Below are 21,718 nucleotides of genomic sequence, written 5' to 3'. Positions count from 1 at the left end.
TGCCTTCATGGAACCGTGCGAGGTTCCGATTTTGAGGGGGTCGATCATGCTTTACCTGCTTGCACTGCTGATAGGTGTCGTTGCCGGCCTGCGCGCCATGACAGCGCCGGCCGCCGTCGCCTGGGGTTCTTATCTCGGTTGGCTGCCGGTCGCCGGCACTTGGGCGAGCTTCATGGGCCACTGGATCGCCGTCGGCATCTTCACCATCCTGGCGATCGTCGAATTGGTCACCGACCAGTTGCCGTCGACACCGAGCCGGAAGGTGCCGCAGCAATTCGGCGCCCGTATCGTCCTAGGCGCCTTTACCGGCGCGGTGATTGGCGCGACCGGCGGCGCCACCATCGGCGGGCTCATCGCCGGAGCCATCGGCGCGGTGATCGGCACGCTGGGCGGAGCCGAGGTGCGTGGCCGGCTGGCCGCCGCCTTCGGCAAGGATCCGCCCGCCGCCTTCATCGAGGATGCGGTGGCCATCATCGGCGGCCTGCTGATCGTGGCGGCGGTCGCATGAGCGCCAAAGCCTTCGACGCCATCGTCATCGGAGCCGGCCAGGCCGGCACGCCGCTCGCCGGCCGGCTCAACGCGGCCGGCATGAGTGTGGCGCTGATCGAGCGCAAGCTCATCGGCGGAACCTGCGTCAACACCGGCTGCATCCCGACCAAGACGATGGTGGCGAGCGCCTATGCCGCCCACCTCGCCCGCCGTGCCGCCGACTACGGCGTGACGGTGTCCGGTCCGGTCGGCGTGGACTACAAGGCGATCAAGGCGCGCAAGGACAAGGTGTCGGGCGCTTCCCGCACGGGGCTTGAGACCTGGATCGCGGGCATGGAGAAGTGCACGCTCTATCGCGGCCATGCGCGCTTTGAATCCGCCAACACCGTGCGTGTCGGCGAGGATCTGCTGACCGCACCAAAGATCTTCCTCAACACCGGCGGCCGCGCCTCCGTGCCCGACCTGCCCGGCGTCCACGACATTACCTATCTCACCAATTCCTCGATGATGGATCTCGATGTGCTGCCCAGCCATCTGATCGTCGTCGGCGGCAGCTATATCTCGCTCGAATTCGCGCAGATGTTCCGCCGCTTCGGCTCCGAAGTCACGGTGATCGAGAAAGCGCCGCGGCTGACCGGCCGCGAGGACGAGGAAACGTCCGCCGCCATCCAGTCCATTCTCGAAAATGAAGGCATCACCGTCCATGTCGGCGCCGGCGACATCGCGTTCGCCAGGAAAGGCAACGAGATCGCCGTCACCTTCTCCGCTGGCAAGCCGCCGGCGGTGGGCTCGCATGTGCTGCTGGCGCTCGGCCGCGTCCCCAACACCGACGATCTCGGCCTAGAAAAGGCCGGCGTCGCCGTCGACCAGCGCGGCTTCATCGTCGTCGACGACCAGTTGCGCACCAGCGTGCCCGGCATCTGGGCGATGGGCGACTGCAACGGCAAGGGCGCCTTCACCCATACCTCCTACAACGACTTCGAGATCGTCGCCGCCAACCTGCTCGACAACGATCCGCGCAAGGTCAGCGACCGCATCGAGGCCTATGCGCTCTATATCGACCCCCCGCTTGGGCGCTGCGGCATGACGGAAGCCGCGGTGAAGAAATCCGGCCGCCGCGCGCTGGTCGGCCAGCGGCCGATGACGCGTGTCGGCCGCGCGGTCGAGAAGGGCGAAACGCAAGGCTTCATGAAGATACTCGCCGATGCTGACACCGGCGAGATCCTCGGCTGCACCGTGCTCGGGCCAGGCGGCGACGAGGCGATCCATTGCGTGCTCGACCTCATGTATGCCAAGGCGCCGATCTCGACGCTGGCGCGCGCCATGCACATCCACCCCAACGTCTCGGAACTGCTGCCGACGATCGCCCAGGAGCTGAAGCCGCTGGCTTAGAGCATTCCAGGAAAAGTGTGACCGGTTAAGGCTTGGCGCCTTCTCCGTAGCCTCTCATCTGAATTCGCGCAAAAAAGAAGATTTCCGCAAAGCCGATCTCGTCTTTCTGCATTGCTGCGTTGCAACAATGGCGGTTGCGCGCTGAGCATATCCAAAGTCAGTCTCGATTTTGAACCGATTCAGTCTGGACATTCCATGCCGCTGCCGATCCTAGCGCTTGCCATTGCCTCCTTCTGCATCGGCACCACCGAATTCGTCATCATGGGCCTGCTGCCGGAGGTCGCGGCCGACCTTGGTGTCTCGATCCCTTCGGCTGGCCTTCTGGTCACCGGCTATGCGCTGGGCGTCGTGTTCGGCGCGCCGATCGTCGCCATGGCGACCGCGCGCCTGCCACGCAAGCCGGTGCTGGTCGGCCTCGCCACGCTGTTCGTCATCGGCAATCTCTTCTGCGCCATCGCCCCGAACTACTGGCTGCTGATGGCAGCACGCGTCTTCACCGCTTTCGGCCACGGCGCCTTCTTCGGCATCGGCTCCGTCGTTGCCGCTAGTCTCGTTCCGCGCAACAAGCGGGCAAGCGCGATCGCGCTGATGTTCGCCGGCCTGACGCTGTCCAACATCCTCGGCGTTCCCGCCGGCACGGCGCTGGGCGAAGCCTTCGGCTGGCGCGCCACCTTCCTCGCCGTCGTCGGCATCGGCCTCGTTTCGGTCGCGGCCATCGCCTGGCTGGTGTCGTCGGATGTCGCCGAGCCCAGCGGCGGCGGCCTGCTCGGCGAATTGCGCGTGCTCGGCAAGCTCCAGGTGTGGCTGGCGATGCTGATCGCCTCGCTCTCCTCCGCCAGCCTGTTCGCCGTCTTCACCTATATCAAGCCGTATCTGACCGACGTCTCCGGCCTGCCGACAGCGACCGTGACCTGGGTGCTGCTGCTCTTCGGTGCCGGCATGACCATCGGCAACATCATCGGCGGCAGGCTGGCCGACTGGAAGCTGATGCCGACCGTGATCGGCACGCTGCTTGCCATGGCCCTGCTGTTCGTCGTCTTCGCCAAGCTCGGCGCCATCGCAAGCGTCGCTGTGGCGATTGTCTTCTTGTGGGGCATGCTGATCTTCATCGTCGTGCCGCCTTTGCAGATCCGCGTCGTCGAGGCGGCTGCCGAAGGACCGAACCTTGCAGCCACGCTGAACCAGGGCGCCTTCAATGTCGGCAATGCCGGCGGCGCCTGGATCGGCGGGCTCGCCATCTCCTGGGGCGTCTCCTACGCGAACCTGCCGCTGGTAGGCGCGGCGCTTGCGCTTCTGGCCGTCGCGGTGGCGGTGCTGTCGCAGTCGCTTGACCGCCGCGCGATCCTGGAGCCGCAGCCCGCTGAATAATGCTCGGCGTCTTCGCCGTAGCAGGCTCGGCGTTTTCGCCGTAGCGGGCTCGGCGCCTCGCCGTAGCTGGCTGTTGCCATACGGCGTAGCGCGGCCTGGACCACTCGACATCCCAATCGCGAACAGGCATTTGGGTGGCCTCTTCATTTGGAGGCCCCATGCAGAAGACGATCGAGCGCATCGCCGGCGACGCCGAAGGCACGATTTACGAATTCCCGGTCTTCCGCTTCGAAGGCAAGGACAAGGCGGCCCCTTCCGCCTATCTGCAGGCCGCTCTTCACGCCGGCGAGCTGCCGGGCGTCGTCGCCATCGACGCGCTGATGCCGATGCTTGCCAGGGCCGACACCGAGGGTCGGATCAGGGGTCCGATCACCATTGTGCCCTGGGCCAACCCGATCGGCCGCGCGCAATATCATTTCGGCGAGCATCAGGGCCGCTTCAATCTCGGCACCCGCACCAACTTCAACCGCTCCTTCCCTTTGCTCGCGGCGCCCGACGCCAGGCTTCTGCCGGATGTCAGCCTTGGCGGCGCCGACCGCCGGCTGAAGAACCGGCTCGTCCAGCTCTCGCTCGGCAGCGATATCGTGCTCGACCTCCACTGCGATGACGAAGGCCTCGCCTATCTCTACATCCACACCAGCCTGTGGCCGCATATGGCCGACTGCGTCGCTGCCATGGGCGCCGAAGCTGTCCTTTTGTGGAGTGAGGACAGCACCGGCACCTTCGAGGGCGCCTCGATCATGCCCTACCAGAATGTGCCCGCGACCGTCGCGCGCTTCGAGCGTCGCGTCGTCACCACGGTCGAATATCGCGGCATGCTCGACGTCGATGGCGCACTGGCCGCTTCCGATGCCGGGGGCCTCTATCGCCTGCTGGTGACACGCGGCGTCGTTCAGGACCCGTCCGTGCCGAAATTCGAGAAATTCTCAGGACCGGTCGTACCGCTCGAGAACATCGACATGATGCCCTCGCCCAGGGCCGGCGCGATCCTCTACGACGTCAAGCCCGGCGACCGCGTCAAGAAGGGCGACAGGCTGGCCACGATCGTGCACGCGCCCGGCGAGGCCGGCGGCCGCACGGAAGTGTTTGCTCCGCAGTCGGGCTTCATCCTGACCCGGCGCGCGCGCCGCATCATCCGCGCCGGCGAGGATCTTCTCAAGCTCGCCGGCGACGGCAGGAGCAGCGACGCGTGCTCGGGCACGCTGGAGGATTGAGGACGGCGGTCTTCACCATCCGGGTGAAATCCAGTTGCACCGACCTCCATTCGCCGCTATGGGAGTCGCCATGAACATGCGTTCGAACAAGACCATTTGGTGGTGGGCTCGCTGACAGCGGCCGGTTCGTGCGTGTGCGCGTGAAAGTAAGGGTGGCCGCAGCGGAATGTCCGGGCGGCCATTTGTTTTTTAGAGCCATTCCCGGGTCCGTTGCCCAAAACGCTGATGGAGACGGCAATGACGACTAAAGTTCTGGACAACGGGGCCGAGCGCTTCGTCACCGCCGGCGGCGTGACGATCACCCGCGAACGGCACGACAGGCCCTATGAAGGCGCGATCGACGCCTATGTCGACGGCCTGAATTCACGCCGCGGCGCGGTGTTTTCCTCGAACTACGAGTATCCGGGCCGCTACACGCGCTGGGATACCGCCATCATCGATCCGCCGCTGGTGATCTCCGCGCGCGGCCGCGCCATGCGCATCGAAGCGCTGAACAAACGCGGCGAAGTGCTCCTGCCCGTGATCGGAAAGGCGCTTGGCGCGCTGAGCGAAGTGACGATCGCGGAGACCTCGAAGACGCTCATCCGCCTCGATGTGGCAAAACCCGGCCGCGTCTTCACCGAGGAGGAGCGCAGCCGCGTTCCGTCCGTCTTCACCGTGCTGCGCGCCATCACCGCTTTGTTCAAGACCGCCGAGGACGCCAATCTCGGTCTTTACGGCGCCTTCGGCTACGACCTCGCCTTCCAGTTCGATCCGGTCGACTACAAGCTCGAGCGCAAGGAGAGCCAGCGCGATCTGGTGCTGTTCCTGCCCGACGAGATCCTCGTCGTCGACCATTATTCGACCAAGGCCTGGACCGACCGCTACGACTATTCCGGCGACGGCTTCTCGACCGAAGGTCTGGCCCGCGATGCCCATGTCGAGCCGTTCAAGACCGCCGACCGCATCCCGCCGCGCGGCGACCACGAACCGGGTGAATACGCCAACCTGGTGCGGCGCGCCATGGAGAGCTTCAAGCGCGGCGACCTGTTCGAGGTCGTGCCTGGACAGATGTTCTACGAGCGCTGCGAGACCCAGCCCTCCGACATCTCGCGCAAGCTGAAATCGATCAACCCCTCGCCCTATTCCTTCTTCATCAATCTCGGCGAGAACGAATATCTGATCGGCGCCTCGCCGGAGATGTTCGTGCGTGTCAACGGCCGCCGCGTCGAGACCTGCCCGATCTCGGGCACCATCAAGCGCGGCGACGACGCCATTTCCGATAGCGAGCAGATCCTGAAGCTGCTCAACTCCAAGAAGGACGAGTCCGAGCTGACCATGTGCTCGGATGTCGACCGCAACGACAAGTCGCGCGTCTGCGAGCCGGGCTCGGTGCGCGTCATCGGCCGCCGCCAGATCGAGATGTATTCGCGCCTGATCCACACCGTCGACCACATCGAGGGGCGGCTGCGCGAAGGCATGGACGCTTTCGACGCGTTTCTCTCGCACGCTTGGGCCGTCACCGTTACCGGTGCGCCGAAACTATGGGCCATGCGCTTCATCGAGCAGAACGAGAAGAGCCCGCGCGCCTGGTATGGCGGGGCGATCGGCATGGTCAACTTCAACGGCGACATGAACACCGGGCTCACATTGCGCACCATCCGCATCAAGGACGGCATCGCCGAGGTGCGCGCCGGCGCCACGCTGCTTTTCGACAGCGTGCCCGAGGAAGAAGAAGCCGAAACCGAACTGAAGGCATCCGCCATGCTCTCCGCCATCCGCGACGCCAAGACCGGCAACGCCACCGGAGCCGAGCGCACCACCGCGCGCGTCGGCGACGGCGTCAACATTCTGCTCGTCGACCACGAGGATTCCTTCGTCCACACGCTCGCCAACTACTTCCGCCAGACCGGCGCCAATGTCTCCACGGTCCGCTCGCCGGTGCCGGAGGAGGTCTTCGAGCGGCTGAAGCCCGATCTGGTCGTGCTGTCGCCCGGCCCGGGCACGCCGAAGGATTTCGACTGCGCCGCCACCATCAAGAAAGCACGCGCCCGTGACCTGCCGATCTTCGGCGTCTGCCTCGGCCTGCAGGCGCTGGCCGAAGCCTATGGCGGCGAGCTCAGGCAATTGCACATTCCCATGCACGGCAAGCCCTCGCGCATCCGCGTCTCGAAGCCCGGCATCATCTTCTCGGGCCTGCCGAAGGAAGTGACCGTCGGCCGCTACCACTCGATCTTCGCCGATCCGGTGCGGCTGCCCGACGGTTTCGTGGTCACCGCCGAGACCGAGGACGGTATCATCATGGCCTTCGAGCACCGCAAGGAGCCGATCGCCGCGGTGCAGTTCCATCCGGAATCGATCATGACGCTCGGCCACAATGCCGGCATGCGCATCATCGAGAACATCGTCGCGCATCTGCCGCGCAAGGCCAAGGAAAAGGCCGCATAGGCAGCACGTCGGGATGAATGCGGCAATGACGATGACGACGGCGGAAGCAAAGACGGCGACCAGGCAGAAGGTCGCCAGGCTCGCCTTCTGGTCGATCGTCGTCGCCTTCGCCGTGCTCGCCCTCAAGGTGGCCGCCTGGTACATCACGGGCTCCGTCGCGCTTTATTCGGACGCGGCGGAATCGATCGTCAACGTCATCGCGTCGGCCGCCGCCTTCTGGGCGATTCAGGTCAGCTACAAGCCCGCCGACCAGGACCATCCCTTTGGCCACCACAAGGCCGAATACTTCTCCGCCGTTCTCGAGGGGGTGCTGATCGTCGTCGCGGCGTTGCTGATCCTCAACGAGGTCTGGCAGTCCTGGCAGCATCCGGCCCCGCTCGAACAGCCCTGGAAGGGGCTCGCCGTCAACAGCTTGGCGACCATCGTCAACGCGATCTGGGCCTGGACTCTTATCCAGGCCGGCCGCAACGCGAAATCGCCAGCGTTGGTCGCCGACGGCCAGCACATCATGACCGACGTGGTGACGTCCGTTGGCGTGCTTGGCGGCCTTGTCGGCGCGGTGCTCACCGGTTGGCAGATCCTCGATCCGGCATTGGCCGTGATCGTCGCGCTCAACATCCTGTGGCAGGGCTGGCATGTCATCGGTTCGTCGATGAACGGCCTGATGGACCGCGCCGTCGATAACCATGAGAACATGCAGATCCGCGACATCATCTCGGCCAATTCGAAGGGCGCGCTGGAGGTGCATGATCTCAAGACGCGCATTGCCGGCCGCGCCACCTTCATCGAGTTCCACCTCGTCGTCGACGCCGACATGACGGTCGGCGCCAGCCATGTCATCTGCGATCGCATCGAGGACGCGCTGAAGGCCGAGATCCCCTCGGTGCGCGTCACCATCCATGTCGAGCCGGACGACGAGGCGAAGCTGCCGAAAGGCACCACGGCGGTGCCTTTCGCCTGACGGTGTTCACCAGGTTTCGATTGCGAGGCCTTTGATCCGGTCGAACTCCCCGACATTGCGGGTGATCAGCGTAAGGTCCCGGGCACGAGCTTGGCCAGCAATCAACGCGTCATAAGGGCCAATCGGGTTTCCAGAGATCGCCAGCGTCGCCCGGATCTCACCTGCGTGCCTGGCATCCTCGCGATCGAATTCGAGCACCGGGAATTGCAGCGCATCAATGCGCGCTGTGTTCTCGTCTCTCCGCCGGCTCTTTTCAGCACCGAAGTAAAGTTCGTGCACAACAATGACCGAAAGCATGAAATCCTGCGGTCTGTGCCGCCTAAGCAATACCAGCAAATCGGCATCGCTTTTCATGATGGCGATGACGGCGTTCGTATCGAGCAGATAGATCACTTGAAGACGTCGTCCAAGTCCGGTCGATTCTGCTCTGCCGGTCGATCTAGCGCCGCCTCGATGAAATCGTCATCAAGCGTTCCGGTCACTTGTTCCAGCCAAGCCCAATCCTGAGCAATCGGTTCGAGGATCACACTCTGGCCATGCCGTCGGATCGAGACCTCTTCGGTGTCGAATCGGAACTCCTTTGGCAGCCGCACCGCCTGAGAACGGCCTGACCAGAAAACCTTCGCCTTCTCCATAGTGCTAACTCCAGATGCTATATTCCAAAAATATATAGCAGCTGACAAGCCAGACAAGAGGGCTCACCGCCGAATCTTACGGAGCACAGGCCGACTGCGGCATCGGCTGCAGCCGATAAACCTTGTCGTCGGACTTGGTCTTGCCGTCCGCCGCCTTCGAGCAGAGATCGACAACAGCCACCGCACTGTTGGGATTGGCCAGCATCATCGTGCCATTGGGGCCGCGCTTGAGAAAAATCTCCTTCTGCGAAATGTCGCAGGAAAAATCGCTCATCTTGGAGCTTGCCGAGCAGCGCCACTGATCGGCCTCGCCCTGGCAGGAATAGGTCTGCGTGACCTTTTTCCCTTTCTGCCTGGTCGTCACCGAAACGGCGATATCAGCGCCGTCGGGCCAGGTCGCGGCATCGCCGCCGGCCGCGAAGGAAGCGAGCTCGACCGGCCCGCGGAAGACGCGGATCGATTGCGTCAGCTGGTTGGGATGTGTTTTCAGATGCGCATCGTCATAGTCGCGCCCGAAGCAGAAGGGCTGATCGGGCTTCAGGCGCACGCGCAGCGGATCACCCAGCGCCGGGTCGATGGGGTCGATGCGTGCGAACTCCGCCTTGCAGGTCTCGGCCGGCACCGGATCCAGCTTGAAATTGTCGTCCTCCCTGCCCAGCGCCTGCCTGTTATACTCGGCTTTGCCGAGGTCCTCCTCCGCGCCAGCGTCGAGATACACATCAGGCTGCACGTTGGAGAGCATCAGCCGGCCCTTGTCGTCGACTTTCAGCGAGGCGAGCGTGCGGTCGCAATCCATGCCGCAGCGGATGCCACTCGCCTGGTCGCTCGGATCCTCCTTGTTGCACCAGCCGGCCGCCCAGTCGGGCTTCTTGGCGCCGCGCACGGTGGTGGTGAGAAAGCCGTTATAGGAAGTATCCTGGTTGGCGGTGGGCTCTTCGTTCGGCCGGCTGACCGGATCGTGGCCATAGAAGAAGAAGATCCGCGCCACTTTCTGATGCGGATGCGCCTTGAGATGGGCGGCATCGTAGATACGGCCGAAGCAGACATCGGCACCGGTCGGGCTGAGCTCGGGAAGTTTGGGCGGCTGTTCGGCGCGCGCCGCGCCGACAAAAGCGGCAAGGGCGGCGCAAAGCGCTACGCCCGCCATGGTCCTCCCCACAACGGCCTTCGATGCCATGCGATCCTCCTCCCACCGACACGACTGCTTTATGGTAGTCTAGGAGACCCGCCTGGACCATGCAAAAATCGCGCGAGCAGGCCGGCAAACGGAGGATAGGATGCTGCGCCGTGACATTTTTCGTGCCGGCCTTGCCGGCGCCGCGGGCCTTTTCGGCCTGAGCCGGGCCAACGCGGCAACGGCTGAGGAGAAGCTGAAGGTCGCTTATCACCTCAGCGACGCCGACAAGGTCAACTTCGTCCTCGGCAACATCAAGAACCACTATGAGGGCACCGGCGGCAATGTCGATATTGTCCTTGTGGTGCATGGTCCGGCACTGGCCGCTTTCAAAGCCAAGGGCGCTTCCGGCGCTGTTTCCAGCCGCTTTGCCGGCCTCGTCCAGCAGGGGCTCGTCCCGCAGGCCTGCGGCAACACCCTGCGCGGCATGGACATCACGCTGACCGACCTGCTGGCGGGCTTCGAGCTTGCCGACAAAGGCGGCGTCGTAAAGCTCGCCGAACTGCAGCATCAGGGCTATGTCTATCTCAGGCCCTGAACGCGGCCACACTTGAACGCCAACGCTTGAACGCAAGGCCGGCAATGGCCTGCGAAATATGCCAACCTGGAGGCCCGCCGACATGACGACACTTGCCATCCCCGATCTTGCCGGCAAGGCGGTGCTGGTCACCGGCGCCTCGACCGGCATCGGTGCCGCCCTTGCTCGCGCTTACGCGGCGCAGAAATGCCGCGTCGCGCTGCATTATAATGCGAGCCGCGCACCCGCCGAAGCCGTGGCCGAAACCATCCGCGACGATGGCGGCGAAGTGTTTCTGGTTCAGGGCGATTTTTCGATACCCGCCGGCGTCGAACGCGTGGTCGAGGAGAGCGCAAACCATTTCGGCCGGCTCGACGGCCTGGTCAACAATGCCGGCGGCATGCTTGGCCGCATCGCCTACGCCGATCAGGACGAAGCGCATTACGACGCCGTGATGGACCTCAACGCCCGCTCGGTGCTGACCGCCTCGCGCAAGGCGATCCCGTGGCTGAAGCGCCAGGGCGGCTTCATCATCAACACCACCTCGATCGCCGCGCGCAATGGCGCCGGCGGCGGCGCCGGCCTCTATGGTTCGTCGAAAGCCTTCGTTTCCAACGTGACGCGCGGCATGGCGAAGGAACTCATCGGCTTCGGCATCCGCGTCAACGCGGTGGCGCCAGGCACGATCCTGACGCCGTTCCACGAACGCTATTCGAGCGCGGAGCAGATCAAGGCGATGGTCGCGACCATTCCGCAGGGACGCGCCGGAACGGCCGAGGATTGCGTCGGCGCCTACCTGTTCCTGTCGTCCGATCTGTTGAGCGGCTACATCATCGGCCAGGTGATAGAGGTGAATGGCGGCCAGTTGATGCCGTGAGCCGGCGATTGCATACTTGATTGAGCGTGCAACCTGAAGGGAGATCAAGGCATGTACGGATTGATCGGCAAGATGCGGGCGGCGCGCGGCCAGCGCGATGCGGTCATGGACGTGCTGCGCGAGAGCACTGCCGCGCTCCCAGGCTGCCTGAGCTACATCATCGCCACCGATCCGGCCGACGCCGACGCCATCTGGGTCACCGAGGTGTGGACCGACCAGGCGAGCCACAAGGCCTCGCTGCAATTGCCGGAAGTCCAGGCCGCGATCGCCAGGGCGCGACCCTTCATCGCCGGCTTCGAATTCCAGATCGAGACGCATCCGGTCGGCGGCTTTGGACTGCCGACCCAAAAGTCCGGCTGACCGCTTCGACACGGATTGTCCGCGAAAAGCGGGTTCGCATTTGTCTGCGTCCGGTTTAAGAGCCGAACATGGACTCCTCGCCAGAGCAACCATCCCAGGACCAGACGCCGATCGAGCGGATGGCGCGGCTGCGCCCGCTGCGGCAATGGCTGGTGCTTTTGGTGTTTTCGCTGCTCTTCGCCGGCGCGCTGGAACTCGCCGCCCTGCCGGCGGCGCTGCTGATCGGCCCTATGCTTGCCGCCATCCTCGCCGGCACGAACGGCGCCACCGTCCGCGTGCCGCGCCTCCTGTTCGGTTCGGCCCAGGCGATCGTCGGCTGCCTGGTGGCGAATTCGATCGCCGCCGACATCTTTCCTGCCTTCTACAAGGAATGGCCGCTCTTCCTCGGCGTGGTGGTCGCGACCGTCGCCGCGTCCAGTCTGCTCGGCTGGCTGATCAGCCGCTGGCGCATCCTGCCCGGCACCACGGCGGTCTGGGGCTCCTCGCCCGGCGCCGCAACCGCCATGGTACTGATGGCCGGCGCCTTTGGCGCCGACCAGCGTCTCGTCGCCTTCATGCAGTATCTGCGCGTCATCTTCGTCTCGATGACGGCCGCGCTCGTCGCCAGGATGTGGGTCGACACATCCGGCGTCGAGGTGCCGCCGATCGTCTGGTTTCCGCCGATCGATGCCTTAGCCTTCGCCGCCACCATCGGCATCGCGATCGTGGGCGGCCTGACCGGAAAGCTGGTCAGGCTGCCCTCGCCGTTCTTTCTCGGCACGTTCATTTTCGGCGCGGTGGTCCATCTCGGCCTCGGCGTGCCGATGCAGTTGCCGCCTTGGCTGCTGGCGATCAGCTACGCCATGGTCGGCTGGTCGATCGGGCTGAATTTCACCCGACCGATCCTGCGCCACGCGGCGCGCGCCCTGCCGCAGATCATCGGCTCGATCGTCGCGCTGATCGCCTTTTGCGGCGGCATGGCCTTCGTCATCAGCCGCCTGCTCGGCATCGATCCGCTGACCGCCTATCTGGCGACCAGCCCCGGCGGCATGGACAGCGTCGCCATCATCGCCGCCGCGGCGCGCAACGTCGATATCTCCTTCGTCATGGCCTTGCAGTCGGCACGCTTCCTGGTCGTGCTGCTCATTGGGCCAAGCGTAGCCAGGCTGGTGGCGCGAAACGTGAGGGCCTGATCCGCGCTATTGCAAGGTGGGAGCGAGGAAAATGCCCATGAACCGCCGTGTGAATGCCGTCGATCTTTCCGGCCGTGTCGCCGTGGTGACCGGCGGCGCGCAAGGCATCGGTCTTGCCGTCGCCAGGCGCCTGCTGTCATCGGGCGCCGGCGTGGCCATCTGGGACATCGACCAGGTCGCAATGGTGAAGGCCGTAGCCGAGCTCGCTTCGCTCGGCCGGCTCGAGGCCATCCTTTGCGACCAGTCGCAGATCGAAGCCGTCGATCGCGCCGCCGCCGAGACCGAGCGGACGCTTGGCCCCGTCGATCTTCTCGTCAACAATGCCGGCATTGCCGGGCCGGCGGCCACCGTGGTCGACTACGATCCCGCCGCCTGGCGCCAGATCGTCGATATCGACCTTAACGGCGTCTTCTATTGCTGCAAGCGCCTGGTGCCCGGCATGGTCGCGCGTAACTATGGCCGCATCGTCAATATCTCCTCGGTGGCCGGCAAGGAGGGCAATCCCAACGCAGCCGCCTATTCGGCCGCCAAGGCCGGCGTGCTGGCGCTGACCAAATCGCTCGGCAAGGAGCTCGCCGGATACGACATAGCCGTCAACGCGCTGACGCCCTCGCCCGCACGCACCCGCATTCTGGAGCAGCTCACCGAGGCCCAGGTCGCCTACATGCTCGGCAAGGTGCCGCGCGGCCGTTTCGTCGAGGTCGAGGAGGCGGCCGCCATGATCGCCTTCATGCTGTCGGACGAGAACTCCTTCACCACCGGCGCCACCTTCGACCTCTCGGGCGGTCGCACCACCTACTGATCATCCCGGACCTATCGCCCGACAGCAAGCCGCTCGGGCAGGAAATCGACAAAGACGCGGACCTTCGGCGAGAGGTGGCGATTGGATGGCCACAGCATGCGGAACTGGCCGCGGCCGTCGACATGTTCGTCGAGCACGGTCCGCAGCCTTCCGTCATGCAGCGCCTCCCGCACGAGGAAGTCGGGCATGCAGGCGATGCCGAGACCGGCAAGCGTCGCGCCCTTCAACGCCTCCATGTTGTTGCAGGTCAGCATCGAGCGTATCTGCGGCGCGGCGCTTCCGGTGATGAACGGCCATTGCAGCAGCCTGCCGCTGTTAAGGAAACGGAAATGGATGCCGAAATGCGCTGCCAGAACCGCCGGCGTGCCAGGCGTGCCATGCCGATCGAGATAGGACGAGGCCGCGCACAGGATCATGCGAAAGGGCGCGACCGGCCTCGACACCAAACGTGAATCGGGCAGCTCGCCGCTGCGGATCGCGACGTCGATGCCCTCTTCGATGACGTCGACGATGCGATCGTTGAAATCGATATCGAGCTCGATTTCCGGGTATCGCGCCATGAATTCCGACAGGACCGGCAACAGCAGGTGATAGGTAACGATCGGGGTGGAGATACGCAGCCGCCCGTGCGGCGTCTCGCGTGTCCGTGACAGCATCGCCTCGGCGTCGTCGATGTCGTCGAGGATGCGGCGCACCCGCTCATTGAACAGCTTGCCCTCCTCGGTCAGGCCGATGCGCCGGGTGCTGCGCTGCAGGAGCCGCACGCCGAGCTCCTGCTCGAGCCGGGCGACGCTCTTGCCGACGGCGGAAGCGGAGATGCCGAGCGCTCGCCCCGCGCTGACGAAACTGCCGAATTCGGCGGTGCGGGCAAAGGCAAGAAGGCCGTTGAGACGATCCATCGCTTGAATCCATTCGAGCGTTTCATTCCGGTATGAATGGAGATTTAATACCATTTTGCCGGGAATGTCCCTGCCCTATCTTTGGTTGCGATCGGCGACGCGAGTCAGCGCAAGCCGGCAATTCCTCCTCGGATAGGAAAATCCATGACTTTGATGACCAGGACCGGCCCCGCCGGCGGATGGCTTGTGCTGCTGTCGGTCTGCCTTGCCGCCATGACGATGCCGTTGAGCTTTACCGGCCCCGCCGTGGCGCTCTCTCGCATTGCCGCCGATCTCGGCGGCAGTCCGCTCGCGCTCAATTGGGTGACCAATGCCTTCATGCTGACCTTCGGCGCCGGCCTGATGGCGGCCGGGGCATTGGCCGACAACCATGGCCGCAAGCGCATCTTCCTCGCCGGCCTCGCTGTCTACCTCCTTGCCGCGCTGGGCTGCATGCTGGCGCCGGACATCGTCTGGTTCGACATGTTCCGCGCCTTGCAAGGCATAGGCGGCGCCGCTGCCTTCGCCAGCGGCGCCTCAGCGCTTGCCCAGGAATTCGAGGGGCGATCGCAGTTGCGTGCCTTCAGTTTCCTCGGCACCAGCTTCGGCATCGGGCTCGCCTTCGGCCCTGTCGCCTCCGGTCTGCTCATCGATACATTCGGCTGGCGCGCGATCTTTGTCCTCGTGGCGGCGCTTGGCGTTGCCGCGGCCGCGCTGGGCCTGCGCACCGTCACCGAATCACGCGATCCTGACGCAACCGGGCTCGATTGGGCTGGCGCCGGCACCTTCACCATCGCGCTTGCCGCGCTGACCTGTGGTGTGCTGCAAGCGCCGCAAAGCGGCTGGGCCAATCCCCTCGTTCTCGCGCTCCTGGGCATGGCTGCCGTCGGTTTTGCCGCCTTCGTCATTGTCGAGCGGCGCGTGCGCCGGCCTATGCTGGATCTGACACTGTTCCGCTTCCCGCGTTTCGTCGGCGTCCAGTTCCTGGCTGCGGCACCCGCCTATGCCTTCGTCGTCCTGCTCGTGCTCTTGCCGATCCGCTTCATCGGCATCGAGGGGATGAGCGAGATCAAGGCGGGGCAGTTGATGATCTGCCTCTCCGGCCCGCTGCTGATCCTGCCGTTGCTCGCCGGCCAGGCGGCGCGCTGGATCGCGCCCGCCACGATCTGCGGCGTCGGCCTCCTCGTCGCAGCGGCCGGCCTTGTCTGGCTCAGCCGCGTGCCCGCGGCGGACAGCGCGCTGGTGGCCCCGCTTGTCCTGATCGGTATCGGCATCGCCCTGCCCTGGGGACTCATGGACGGACTGGCGGTCAGCGTCGTGCCGAAGGAGCGCGCCGGCATGGCGGTCGGCATCTTCAACACCACCCGCGTCGCCAGCGAGGGCGTGGCCCTGGCGATCGTCATGGCGGTCTTGTCCGGCTTCACGGCCACGCAGCTCGGCGCTCAAGGACTGGCCTCGCCTGCCGAAGCGGCCGCGGCCGCACAGTTGCTGGCAACCGGCAACATCGCCGCAACCATCGAACACCTGCCGATGGCTGGCGCCACGGCTCTCATCCAAGCCTATGAGACTGCTTTCGACCGGCTGCTCATCATGCTGGCGACTATTACCGTGCTTACGGCCATCATCGTCTTCCTCGGCCTGCGTCGCGGATCGGCGCCGCAGCAAGACATCGCTCCTCTCCCGGTCTGCCAGGAAGGCTGACGCGGCGTGACGCCATCAAGTTCGAGGAGGCGTCAAAAAATACTTGACTCACATACTCATATTTGAGAGCGCGGAGGCGTGATCAAATATGAGCATTGGAGACAGGTTAATGCCGAAGCGGTCGAGGACGTGGCGCCGGGGATTATCATTGCTGGCGGGCAGCGCCATCCTCGGCCATGTCTGGCCGGCACTTGCCCAGGACGGCGGCGACGCCACCGTTCTCGACAGGATCGAGGTGACCGCCGAGAGCAACGAGATCCTGAAGCAGGACGGCTATGTCGCCAAGAAGGACCGCATCGGCACCAAGACCGACACGCCGATCGCCAGAATCCCGCAGGCGGTCTCGGTCGTGACGCAAAAGCAGATCGAGGACCAGAAGCCGCGAACGCTGAACGACGCGCTGGGCTATACGGCCAGCGCCAACCCAAACAGCTTCGGTTTCGATACGCGCTACGACGCCTTCTTCCTGCGCGGTTTCCAGGCCTTCTACAACGGCATGTTCCGCGACGGGCTGCGCCAGTACAACGGCCCTTCCGCCTGGTTCAAGACAGAACCTTACGGCATCGAGGGCGTCACCATCCTGAAGGGACCGGCCTCCTCGCTTTACGGCGTCAGCGGTCCGGGCGGCATCGTCAACGTCGTCACCAAACGGCCCAAGGACGAGCCATTCCATGAAATCGAGCTGCTGGCCGGCGAACACAAACGCTTCCAGGCCGCGCTCGATGCTTCCGGGCCGGTCAATGACGACGGCAGCATTCTCTACCGCTTCACCAGCCTCGGCCGCCTGAGCGAGACCGGGCTGCCCGACTATCCCGACGACAAGCTCTATCTGGCGCCGGCCGTCACCTTCAAGCCGGACGAGGACACCAGGCTCACCATCCTCGGCGAATATTCGAAGTCCGTCACCGGCGGCACCGCGGCCTTCTACAACTCCGCCTATGGCGCGCTGTCGAACGTCTATGAAGGCGATCCAGCCTGGAACGATTTCACCCAGGACCAGGGGCGCATCGGCTACGAGTTCGAGCACCGCTTCAACGACTGGCTGACCGTGCGCCAGAACCTGCGCTACAACGCCGTCGACTCGGACATCGAATATAGCGGCCATTACGCGATCGGCGCCGACCAACCGCTGCAGCGCTACTGGGGCCATTACACGGAAGCGATGAAGAACTTCGTCGTCGACAACATGGCCCAGCTTGAATTCGACACCGGTCCGGTCAAGCACACCGCGATTGCCGGCATCGACTACGCCTGGTCGGACTATGACGCCGGCAGCGGGCTCTCCTACGTCTCGGTCGAGGACATCAAGGCCGCCCCCGTCCCGCATTCCGGCGGGCAGGAGATGAACCAGCTCGGCGTCTACCTGCACGACCAAATGGAGTGGAACGATTTCACCCTGTTCACCAGCGGCCGCTACGACTGGGTCGACACCACCTCCACCGCGGCGGATTTCAGCCAGTCGAAGCAGAAGGACAGCGCCTTCTCCGGCCGCGTCGGTCTGTCCTACCGGACCGAATGGGGCATCGTTCCCTACGTCAACTATTCGACCTCGTTCTCGCCCAACATCGGCTTCGTCTATGACGACATTACGAGTTCCGTCAGCCGCGTCGCCCGCCCCACCATCGCCACGCAGAAGGAGATCGGCGTCAAATACGAGATCCCCGACCACAACGCGACCGTCAGCGCCGCGCTGTTCGACATCGACCAGAAGGACGGCGTTGTCTTCGACGCCTCGACCGGCATCAACAAGCAGCGCCAGCTCGACCTCAACTCGCGCGGCGTCGAGCTGGAGGCCAATGCCTCGCTTGACAATGGCTTCAGCATCATCGCCTCCTACACCTATCTCCGTGTGAAGATCGAACGCGGCGCCGAAGGTACCGACGGCAAGGAACTGTCGGCGACGCCGAATCACATCCTGTCGCTCTGGGGCCATTATCAATTCGAGAACGGTACGCTGGATGGGCTCGGACTCGGCGCCGGTGTGCGCTTCGCCGGCGCCAGCTACGGCGACGACACCAACACTTTCAAGAACGACGCGCGCGCCTTCGTCGACGCCTCGCTGTCCTACGATTTCGGCTACCGCAATCCGAAGCTCGAAGGGGTGAAGCTGCAGGTCAACGCCAAGAACCTGCTCGACAACCAGCAGACGATCTGCTCGGCCGGCTATTGCTACCGCGACGAGGGCCGCTCGCTGTTCGGCAGCCTGCGCTATCGCTTCTGATGTCAGTCTCCGCCTCGAATCGGGCCGCCTCGTCGCCGGCTGCCATCGTCGCGGCGATCGGCGGCCTCTATGTGGCCCAGAGCGTGATCGGCGGCATCACCTGGACGGGGCTCCCGGCCGTGATGCGCCACCAGGGCCTGCCGCTCGACCGTATCGGCCTGCTCACCCTGATCGCCCTGCCGTGGGCGCTGAAATTCCTGTGGTCGCCGGCAGTGGAGCGCTACCGGCTTCCGCTGTCGGGACGGGACCGAACCGGCGCGATCGTCCTCATCGGTGGCCTGGTCTCCATCGCCGGACTGCTGGCTGTCGCGCAACTCGGCCCGGCCGCTTTCTGGCCCGTGGTCGCCTGCCTGACGGTGGTTGCCTTTGCAGCCGCGACCGTCGACATCGCCTGCGACGGTTTTGCAGTGCAGAAGCTTGCCGACAGGAATCTCGGCTGGGGCAATGCCGCCCAGGTCGGCGGCGCCTATCTCGGCTCGGCGATCGGCGGAGGCCTCTTCCTCTATCTGGTTGAAATCCATGGCTGGCGCCCGGCGGTGTCGGCCATGGCCTCGCTGCTGGGGCTGCTTGGCCTGCCCTTCCTGCTCGGCATCGCCACCAAATCGCGCGAGCAAGTGCGCGACCACGTGCCCGCGCTCGCTGCGGCGTTGCGGCGTCCGCAGATACAACGCGGCCTGATGGCGTCGGCGATCTACGTTCTGGCGCACAAGGCGGCGCTGGCGATGCTCGGCCCGTTTCTCGTCGATGCCGGGCTCAGCCTTTCCACCATCGGCCTGGTCAACGGCGCCGGCAGCATGATCCTCGGCGTCGCGGCCGCCCTTGCCGGCGGCGCGCTCGTCCGACGGTTGGGCACGCGCAGCGTGCTTGTGCTCGCGCTCGTCTTGCAGGCTGGATCGCTGTTCGTCCTCGCCGCCTTCGCGCTCTCGGGCGTTTTCCCGGCAGGCCCGCTGGCATTCGTCGCAATGCTGAGTTCCTCCGGCATCATGGCGCTCGGCTTCGTCGCGCTTTATGCGCAGTTCATGCGCTGGTCGGACCCGAGGCAGGCGGGCGTCGATTTCACGCTTTTCCAGTGCATGGACGCATTGGTCAGCATGGCGGGCGGCATCCTGGCCGGCTATGCGGCGCAGCATCTCGGCTATGGTGCGCTGTTTGCCGGAGCGGGCGTGGTCGCGCTGCTGGCAGCGCCGGCGATCGCCAAGGTCAGCGACCGCGACTGAGACGAGACGGCGCTATTCCTCGCCGGCCTCGTCCTCGCCTTGCGCGCCGCGGCGCCAATAGGCGGTGACCAGATGGCGGTCGCGCGGCAGGCCCCATTCCTTGCGTGCTATCCGGCGGATCTCGCGGAAATCGGCGAATTCGCATCCCGCCCAGACATAGAGATCGTCAGAACATGGCAGCCGGGCGCATTCGCGCAATGCCTCCGGAAGCAGGCCAGCGCGGCCTGCTTCGCGGCCATGCCGGTAGAGCCAACGGACGGCGATGTTCTCGCCCGCCGCCAACGTCACTCGGTCTTGCGGACCATCGACCTCGATGAAGGCCTCGGCGCGGGCGGACGGCGCCAGCTCTTCCAGCATCCGGCCGATCGCCGGAAGCGCGGTATCGTCGCCCAGAAGAAGCAGGTTTGACACCTCGGGCAAACCGCCACCGCCGGGGCCGATCATGCCGATGATGTCGCCGACCCGCGCATTCTGCGCGAAAGTCGCTGCCGGCGTCTCGGTGCCAGGATGCAGCACGAAGTCGATGTCGAGCCAGCCCTCGACCACGTCCAGCGTGCGGATCGTATAGACCCGGATGGTCAGCGCATCCTCGCCCGAAGGCCAGACGATAAGGCCGTCGGCGCCCATGGTCGGCCAGACCGCCTGCCGCCCGGCCGGCGGCAGCAGAAGGCGGACATGAAATCCGCCATGGGCAAAGCGGCCAAGGTCGCGGCCGGAGAAGCGCAGGCGCTGCATATGCGGCGACAGCCGCGTCGAGGACAAGACCGATATCTCGCGGAAGAACACCGGCGTGCCGGCATCGGTGCCGTCGCCTTGCCAGCGCAGGCCTTCGGTTGTGCGGAGATGCGCGGCGATGTGGCCGGCGAAGATCATCTTCATGTAGGAGAGGCAAGTCTCATCCTCCGCCGCGACACGGACCAGCACGCCGTGGTCGTCGAACGATGCGTTCAACGAGCCGTAATGCATACGGAATTCCCATCGGCCGGCATCGCCGGTGTCGATCTCATGGTCGCTATGCTCGGCGCGCAGCCTGTCCATCACCGCGCGAATGTCATCGTTTTGTATACGAGTTTGCGCGCTCAATAGCTTCATCGCCGGGCCTTTCGATGTCGTCATGGGCACCGGCATGCCACAGCGTCGGCGGCTTTGCCACTAAAACATGATAAATAAAGTCATATTTTTGTGTCGACTTGCGGAAAGACCCAGCCTGCTGTCCCGCTTCAGCTGATGACCAGGCTTGCGATCCGGTCGCCGTCCAGCGTGAAGGCCATGTCGCCCTCGCCGTTGAAGCCGTTGCCCGTCACGGCGACACGGGCATGGTAGACGCCGTCGCGCTGCGCGACGCGGACGATGCGAAGATTGGACTGCACGCCGATATTGTCCGATCGGTTCCACCGCGCGACCCCGTCGCGGCCATGGAAATCGCGACCCCAGTCGCTCAGGAAAGCATCGTCAGTGAATGTGCCGAGAAAGGCCTCGCTATCGCCGGCATTGGTGGCTTCGACAAAGCGGCGGATCTGGTCGGGGGCGGTCATCAATCCAGCCTGTGCATGAGATCGTCATCCAGCCAGCGGCCGAAGAAATAGACCAGTTGCTTGTGCCACCACGGCCAGTCATGGCTGACGTCGCCGCCCCAATAGTCGACCCAGGCGGGAATGGATTTGTCGCGCAGCACCTGTTCCAGCTCGCGCGTCTCGACCAGCATGCGCTCTTCCCAGGCGCCCTGCCCGCAGCAGAAGATCAACCGCAGCGCCCTGATCCGCCCGAGCAGCTTCTGGTCGACGATGCCCGGCAGATAGTCGAGCGGCGAGTTGAAATAGATGTTGCCTTCCAGCGCCCGGCCGAAAAAGTCGCGGGCCGAATAGACGCCCGATAGCGAGATCACGCCGCTCGCCAGCTCGGGAAAACGGAATACGAAATTCGACGAGTGGTAGCCGCCCATCGAGCAGCCGCAGAACAATGGCTTCAAGGCACGGCCGCCATTGGACTTGGCGGCGACCGCCTGCAGCTCCGGCAACGCCTCTTCCCGCACATAGCGGAAATAGGCCTCGTGCCGGGCGATGCGATGCGCCGCATCGGCATGCTTGTTGAAGAAGGATTCCGAATCGATGCCGTCCAGCGTGAAGAGCTGGATGCGGCCGGTGTCGATGAACTCGGCAAGCGCGCCAACCCCGCCCGAATCCTCGAACTGGTAGAAGCGTCCTTGCGAGGTCGGGAACACAACCACCGGGCGCCCGGCATGACCGTAGCGCTTGTATTCCATGTCTCGGCCGAGATTGCGGGCTTGGCCCTTGTGATAGGAGACGTCCATCG

21 protein-coding genes are annotated in these 21,718 nt (G+C 64.9%); 14 read left to right on the top strand and 7 right to left on the bottom strand.

Going from position 1 to position 21,718, the window contains the following annotated elements; genetic code table 11:
* The first annotated feature begins 46 nt into the window (after positions 1–46).
* The 6 genes from E5X34_RS04645 (at position 47) to E5X34_RS04620 (ending at position 7,851) form a co-directional block, all read left to right on the top strand.
* Positions 47–508 carry a DUF4126 domain-containing protein gene (locus E5X34_RS04645; protein ID WP_126059708.1) on the top strand — a complete coding sequence of 154 codons (462 nt, stop codon included), beginning with the start codon at positions 47–49 and terminating at the stop codon, positions 506–508.
* Positions 505–1,881: an FAD-containing oxidoreductase gene (locus E5X34_RS04640; RefSeq protein ID WP_292561607.1), complete on the top strand. Its 1,377-nt coding sequence runs from the start codon at positions 505–507 to the stop codon at positions 1,879–1,881. The genes E5X34_RS04645 and E5X34_RS04640 overlap by 4 nt, the downstream gene beginning before the upstream one ends.
* A 195-nt stretch (positions 1,882–2,076) precedes the next feature.
* Positions 2,077–3,249 carry an MFS transporter gene (locus tag E5X34_RS04635; RefSeq protein ID WP_292561604.1) on the top strand — a complete coding sequence of 391 codons (1,173 nt, stop codon included), beginning with the start codon at positions 2,077–2,079 and terminating at the stop codon, positions 3,247–3,249.
* 158 nt (positions 3,250–3,407) lie between these two features.
* Positions 3,408–4,463, top strand: coding sequence for a succinylglutamate desuccinylase/aspartoacylase family protein (locus E5X34_RS04630; protein ID WP_292561601.1), 1,056 nt, complete (start codon positions 3,408–3,410; stop codon positions 4,461–4,463).
* Between the two features lie 237 nt (positions 4,464–4,700).
* On the top strand, positions 4,701–6,890 hold the full coding sequence (locus E5X34_RS04625) for an anthranilate synthase (RefSeq protein WP_292561598.1): 2,190 nt from the start codon (positions 4,701–4,703) through the stop codon (positions 6,888–6,890).
* A gap of 31 nt (positions 6,891–6,921) precedes the next feature.
* Entirely contained in the window at positions 6,922–7,851 is a 930-nt protein-coding gene (locus E5X34_RS04620) for a cation diffusion facilitator family transporter (RefSeq protein ID WP_292561657.1), read from the top strand.
* 6 nt (positions 7,852–7,857) lie between these two features.
* Here E5X34_RS04620 and E5X34_RS04615 read toward each other — a convergent pair whose 3' ends face one another.
* From E5X34_RS04615 to E5X34_RS04605, 3 genes are all read right to left on the bottom strand, one after another.
* Positions 7,858–8,244 carry a type II toxin-antitoxin system VapC family toxin gene (locus E5X34_RS04615; RefSeq protein ID WP_292561596.1) on the bottom strand — a complete coding sequence of 129 codons (387 nt, stop codon included), beginning with the start codon at positions 8,242–8,244 and terminating at the stop codon, positions 7,858–7,860.
* Positions 8,241–8,486, bottom strand: a complete 246-nt coding sequence (gene vapB, locus E5X34_RS04610) for an antitoxin (protein ID WP_292561593.1) — start codon at positions 8,484–8,486, stop codon at positions 8,241–8,243. Before vapB ends, E5X34_RS04615 begins: the two co-directional genes overlap by 4 nt.
* Before the next feature lie 76 nt (positions 8,487–8,562).
* Positions 8,563–9,663, bottom strand: a complete 1,101-nt coding sequence (locus tag E5X34_RS04605) for a hypothetical protein (RefSeq protein WP_292561590.1) — start codon at positions 9,661–9,663, stop codon at positions 8,563–8,565.
* Positions 9,664–9,763: 100 nt separating this feature from the next.
* On the opposite strand from E5X34_RS04605, the gene E5X34_RS04600 reads away from it, so the two are divergent.
* From E5X34_RS04600 to E5X34_RS04580, 5 genes are all read left to right on the top strand, one after another.
* Complete coding sequence (locus E5X34_RS04600) at positions 9,764–10,198, top strand: DsrE family protein (RefSeq protein ID WP_292561587.1); 435 nt, start codon at positions 9,764–9,766, stop codon at positions 10,196–10,198.
* A gap of 82 nt (positions 10,199–10,280) precedes the next feature.
* The gene (locus E5X34_RS04595; RefSeq protein ID WP_292561584.1) at positions 10,281–11,054 is read left to right on the top strand and encodes an SDR family oxidoreductase; all 774 of its coding nucleotides are present in this window, start codon (positions 10,281–10,283) and stop codon (positions 11,052–11,054) included.
* Between the two features lie 51 nt (positions 11,055–11,105).
* Positions 11,106–11,414, top strand: coding sequence for a putative quinol monooxygenase (locus tag E5X34_RS04590; protein ID WP_292561581.1), 309 nt, complete (start codon positions 11,106–11,108; stop codon positions 11,412–11,414).
* 68 nt (positions 11,415–11,482) lie between these two features.
* Positions 11,483–12,586 carry an AbrB family transcriptional regulator gene (locus E5X34_RS04585; protein ID WP_292561578.1) on the top strand — a complete coding sequence of 368 codons (1,104 nt, stop codon included), beginning with the start codon at positions 11,483–11,485 and terminating at the stop codon, positions 12,584–12,586.
* Between the two features lie 49 nt (positions 12,587–12,635).
* Complete coding sequence (locus E5X34_RS04580) at positions 12,636–13,388, top strand: SDR family NAD(P)-dependent oxidoreductase (RefSeq protein WP_292561654.1); 753 nt, start codon at positions 12,636–12,638, stop codon at positions 13,386–13,388.
* An 11-nt stretch (positions 13,389–13,399) separates the two neighbouring features.
* Here E5X34_RS04580 and E5X34_RS04575 read toward each other — a convergent pair whose 3' ends face one another.
* Positions 13,400–14,287, bottom strand: coding sequence for a LysR family transcriptional regulator (locus E5X34_RS04575; RefSeq protein ID WP_292561575.1), 888 nt, complete (start codon positions 14,285–14,287; stop codon positions 13,400–13,402).
* A gap of 144 nt (positions 14,288–14,431) precedes the next feature.
* Here E5X34_RS04575 and E5X34_RS04570 point away from each other — a divergent pair, with 144 nt between their 5' ends.
* The 3 genes from E5X34_RS04570 (at position 14,432) to E5X34_RS04560 (ending at position 19,405) form a co-directional block, all read left to right on the top strand.
* The gene (locus E5X34_RS04570; protein WP_292561572.1) at positions 14,432–15,967 is read left to right on the top strand and encodes an MFS transporter; all 1,536 of its coding nucleotides are present in this window, start codon (positions 14,432–14,434) and stop codon (positions 15,965–15,967) included.
* 109 nt (positions 15,968–16,076) lie between these two features.
* Entirely contained in the window at positions 16,077–18,188 is a 2,112-nt protein-coding gene (locus E5X34_RS04565) for a TonB-dependent siderophore receptor (RefSeq protein ID WP_292561569.1), read from the top strand.
* The gene (locus E5X34_RS04560) at positions 18,188–19,405 is read left to right on the top strand and encodes an MFS transporter (RefSeq protein ID WP_292561566.1); all 1,218 of its coding nucleotides are present in this window, start codon (positions 18,188–18,190) and stop codon (positions 19,403–19,405) included. Before E5X34_RS04565 ends, E5X34_RS04560 begins: the two co-directional genes overlap by 1 nt.
* Before the next feature lie 12 nt (positions 19,406–19,417).
* On the opposite strand, the gene E5X34_RS04555 is transcribed toward E5X34_RS04560, so the two are convergent.
* The 3 genes from E5X34_RS04555 to E5X34_RS04545 all read right to left on the bottom strand — a co-directional run bounded on the left by E5X34_RS04555 (position 19,418) and on the right by E5X34_RS04545 (position 21,716).
* Positions 19,418–20,443, bottom strand: coding sequence for a siderophore-interacting protein (locus E5X34_RS04555; RefSeq protein ID WP_292561563.1), 1,026 nt, complete (start codon positions 20,441–20,443; stop codon positions 19,418–19,420).
* 182 nt (positions 20,444–20,625) lie between these two features.
* The gene (locus E5X34_RS04550) at positions 20,626–20,940 is read right to left on the bottom strand and encodes a nuclear transport factor 2 family protein (protein WP_292561561.1); all 315 of its coding nucleotides are present in this window, start codon (positions 20,938–20,940) and stop codon (positions 20,626–20,628) included.
* Positions 20,940–21,716, bottom strand: a complete 777-nt coding sequence (locus tag E5X34_RS04545) for an alpha/beta hydrolase-fold protein (protein ID WP_292561557.1) — start codon at positions 21,714–21,716, stop codon at positions 20,940–20,942. Before E5X34_RS04545 ends, E5X34_RS04550 begins: the two co-directional genes overlap by 1 nt.
* Positions 21,717–21,718 lie beyond the last annotated feature (2 nt).

Origin of the sequence: Mesorhizobium sp., assembly GCF_004963255.1 — a bacterium.
GTDB lineage: Bacteria > Pseudomonadota > Alphaproteobacteria > Rhizobiales > Rhizobiaceae > Mesorhizobium.
This window is presented reverse-complemented; position numbering and strand designations above follow the sequence as displayed.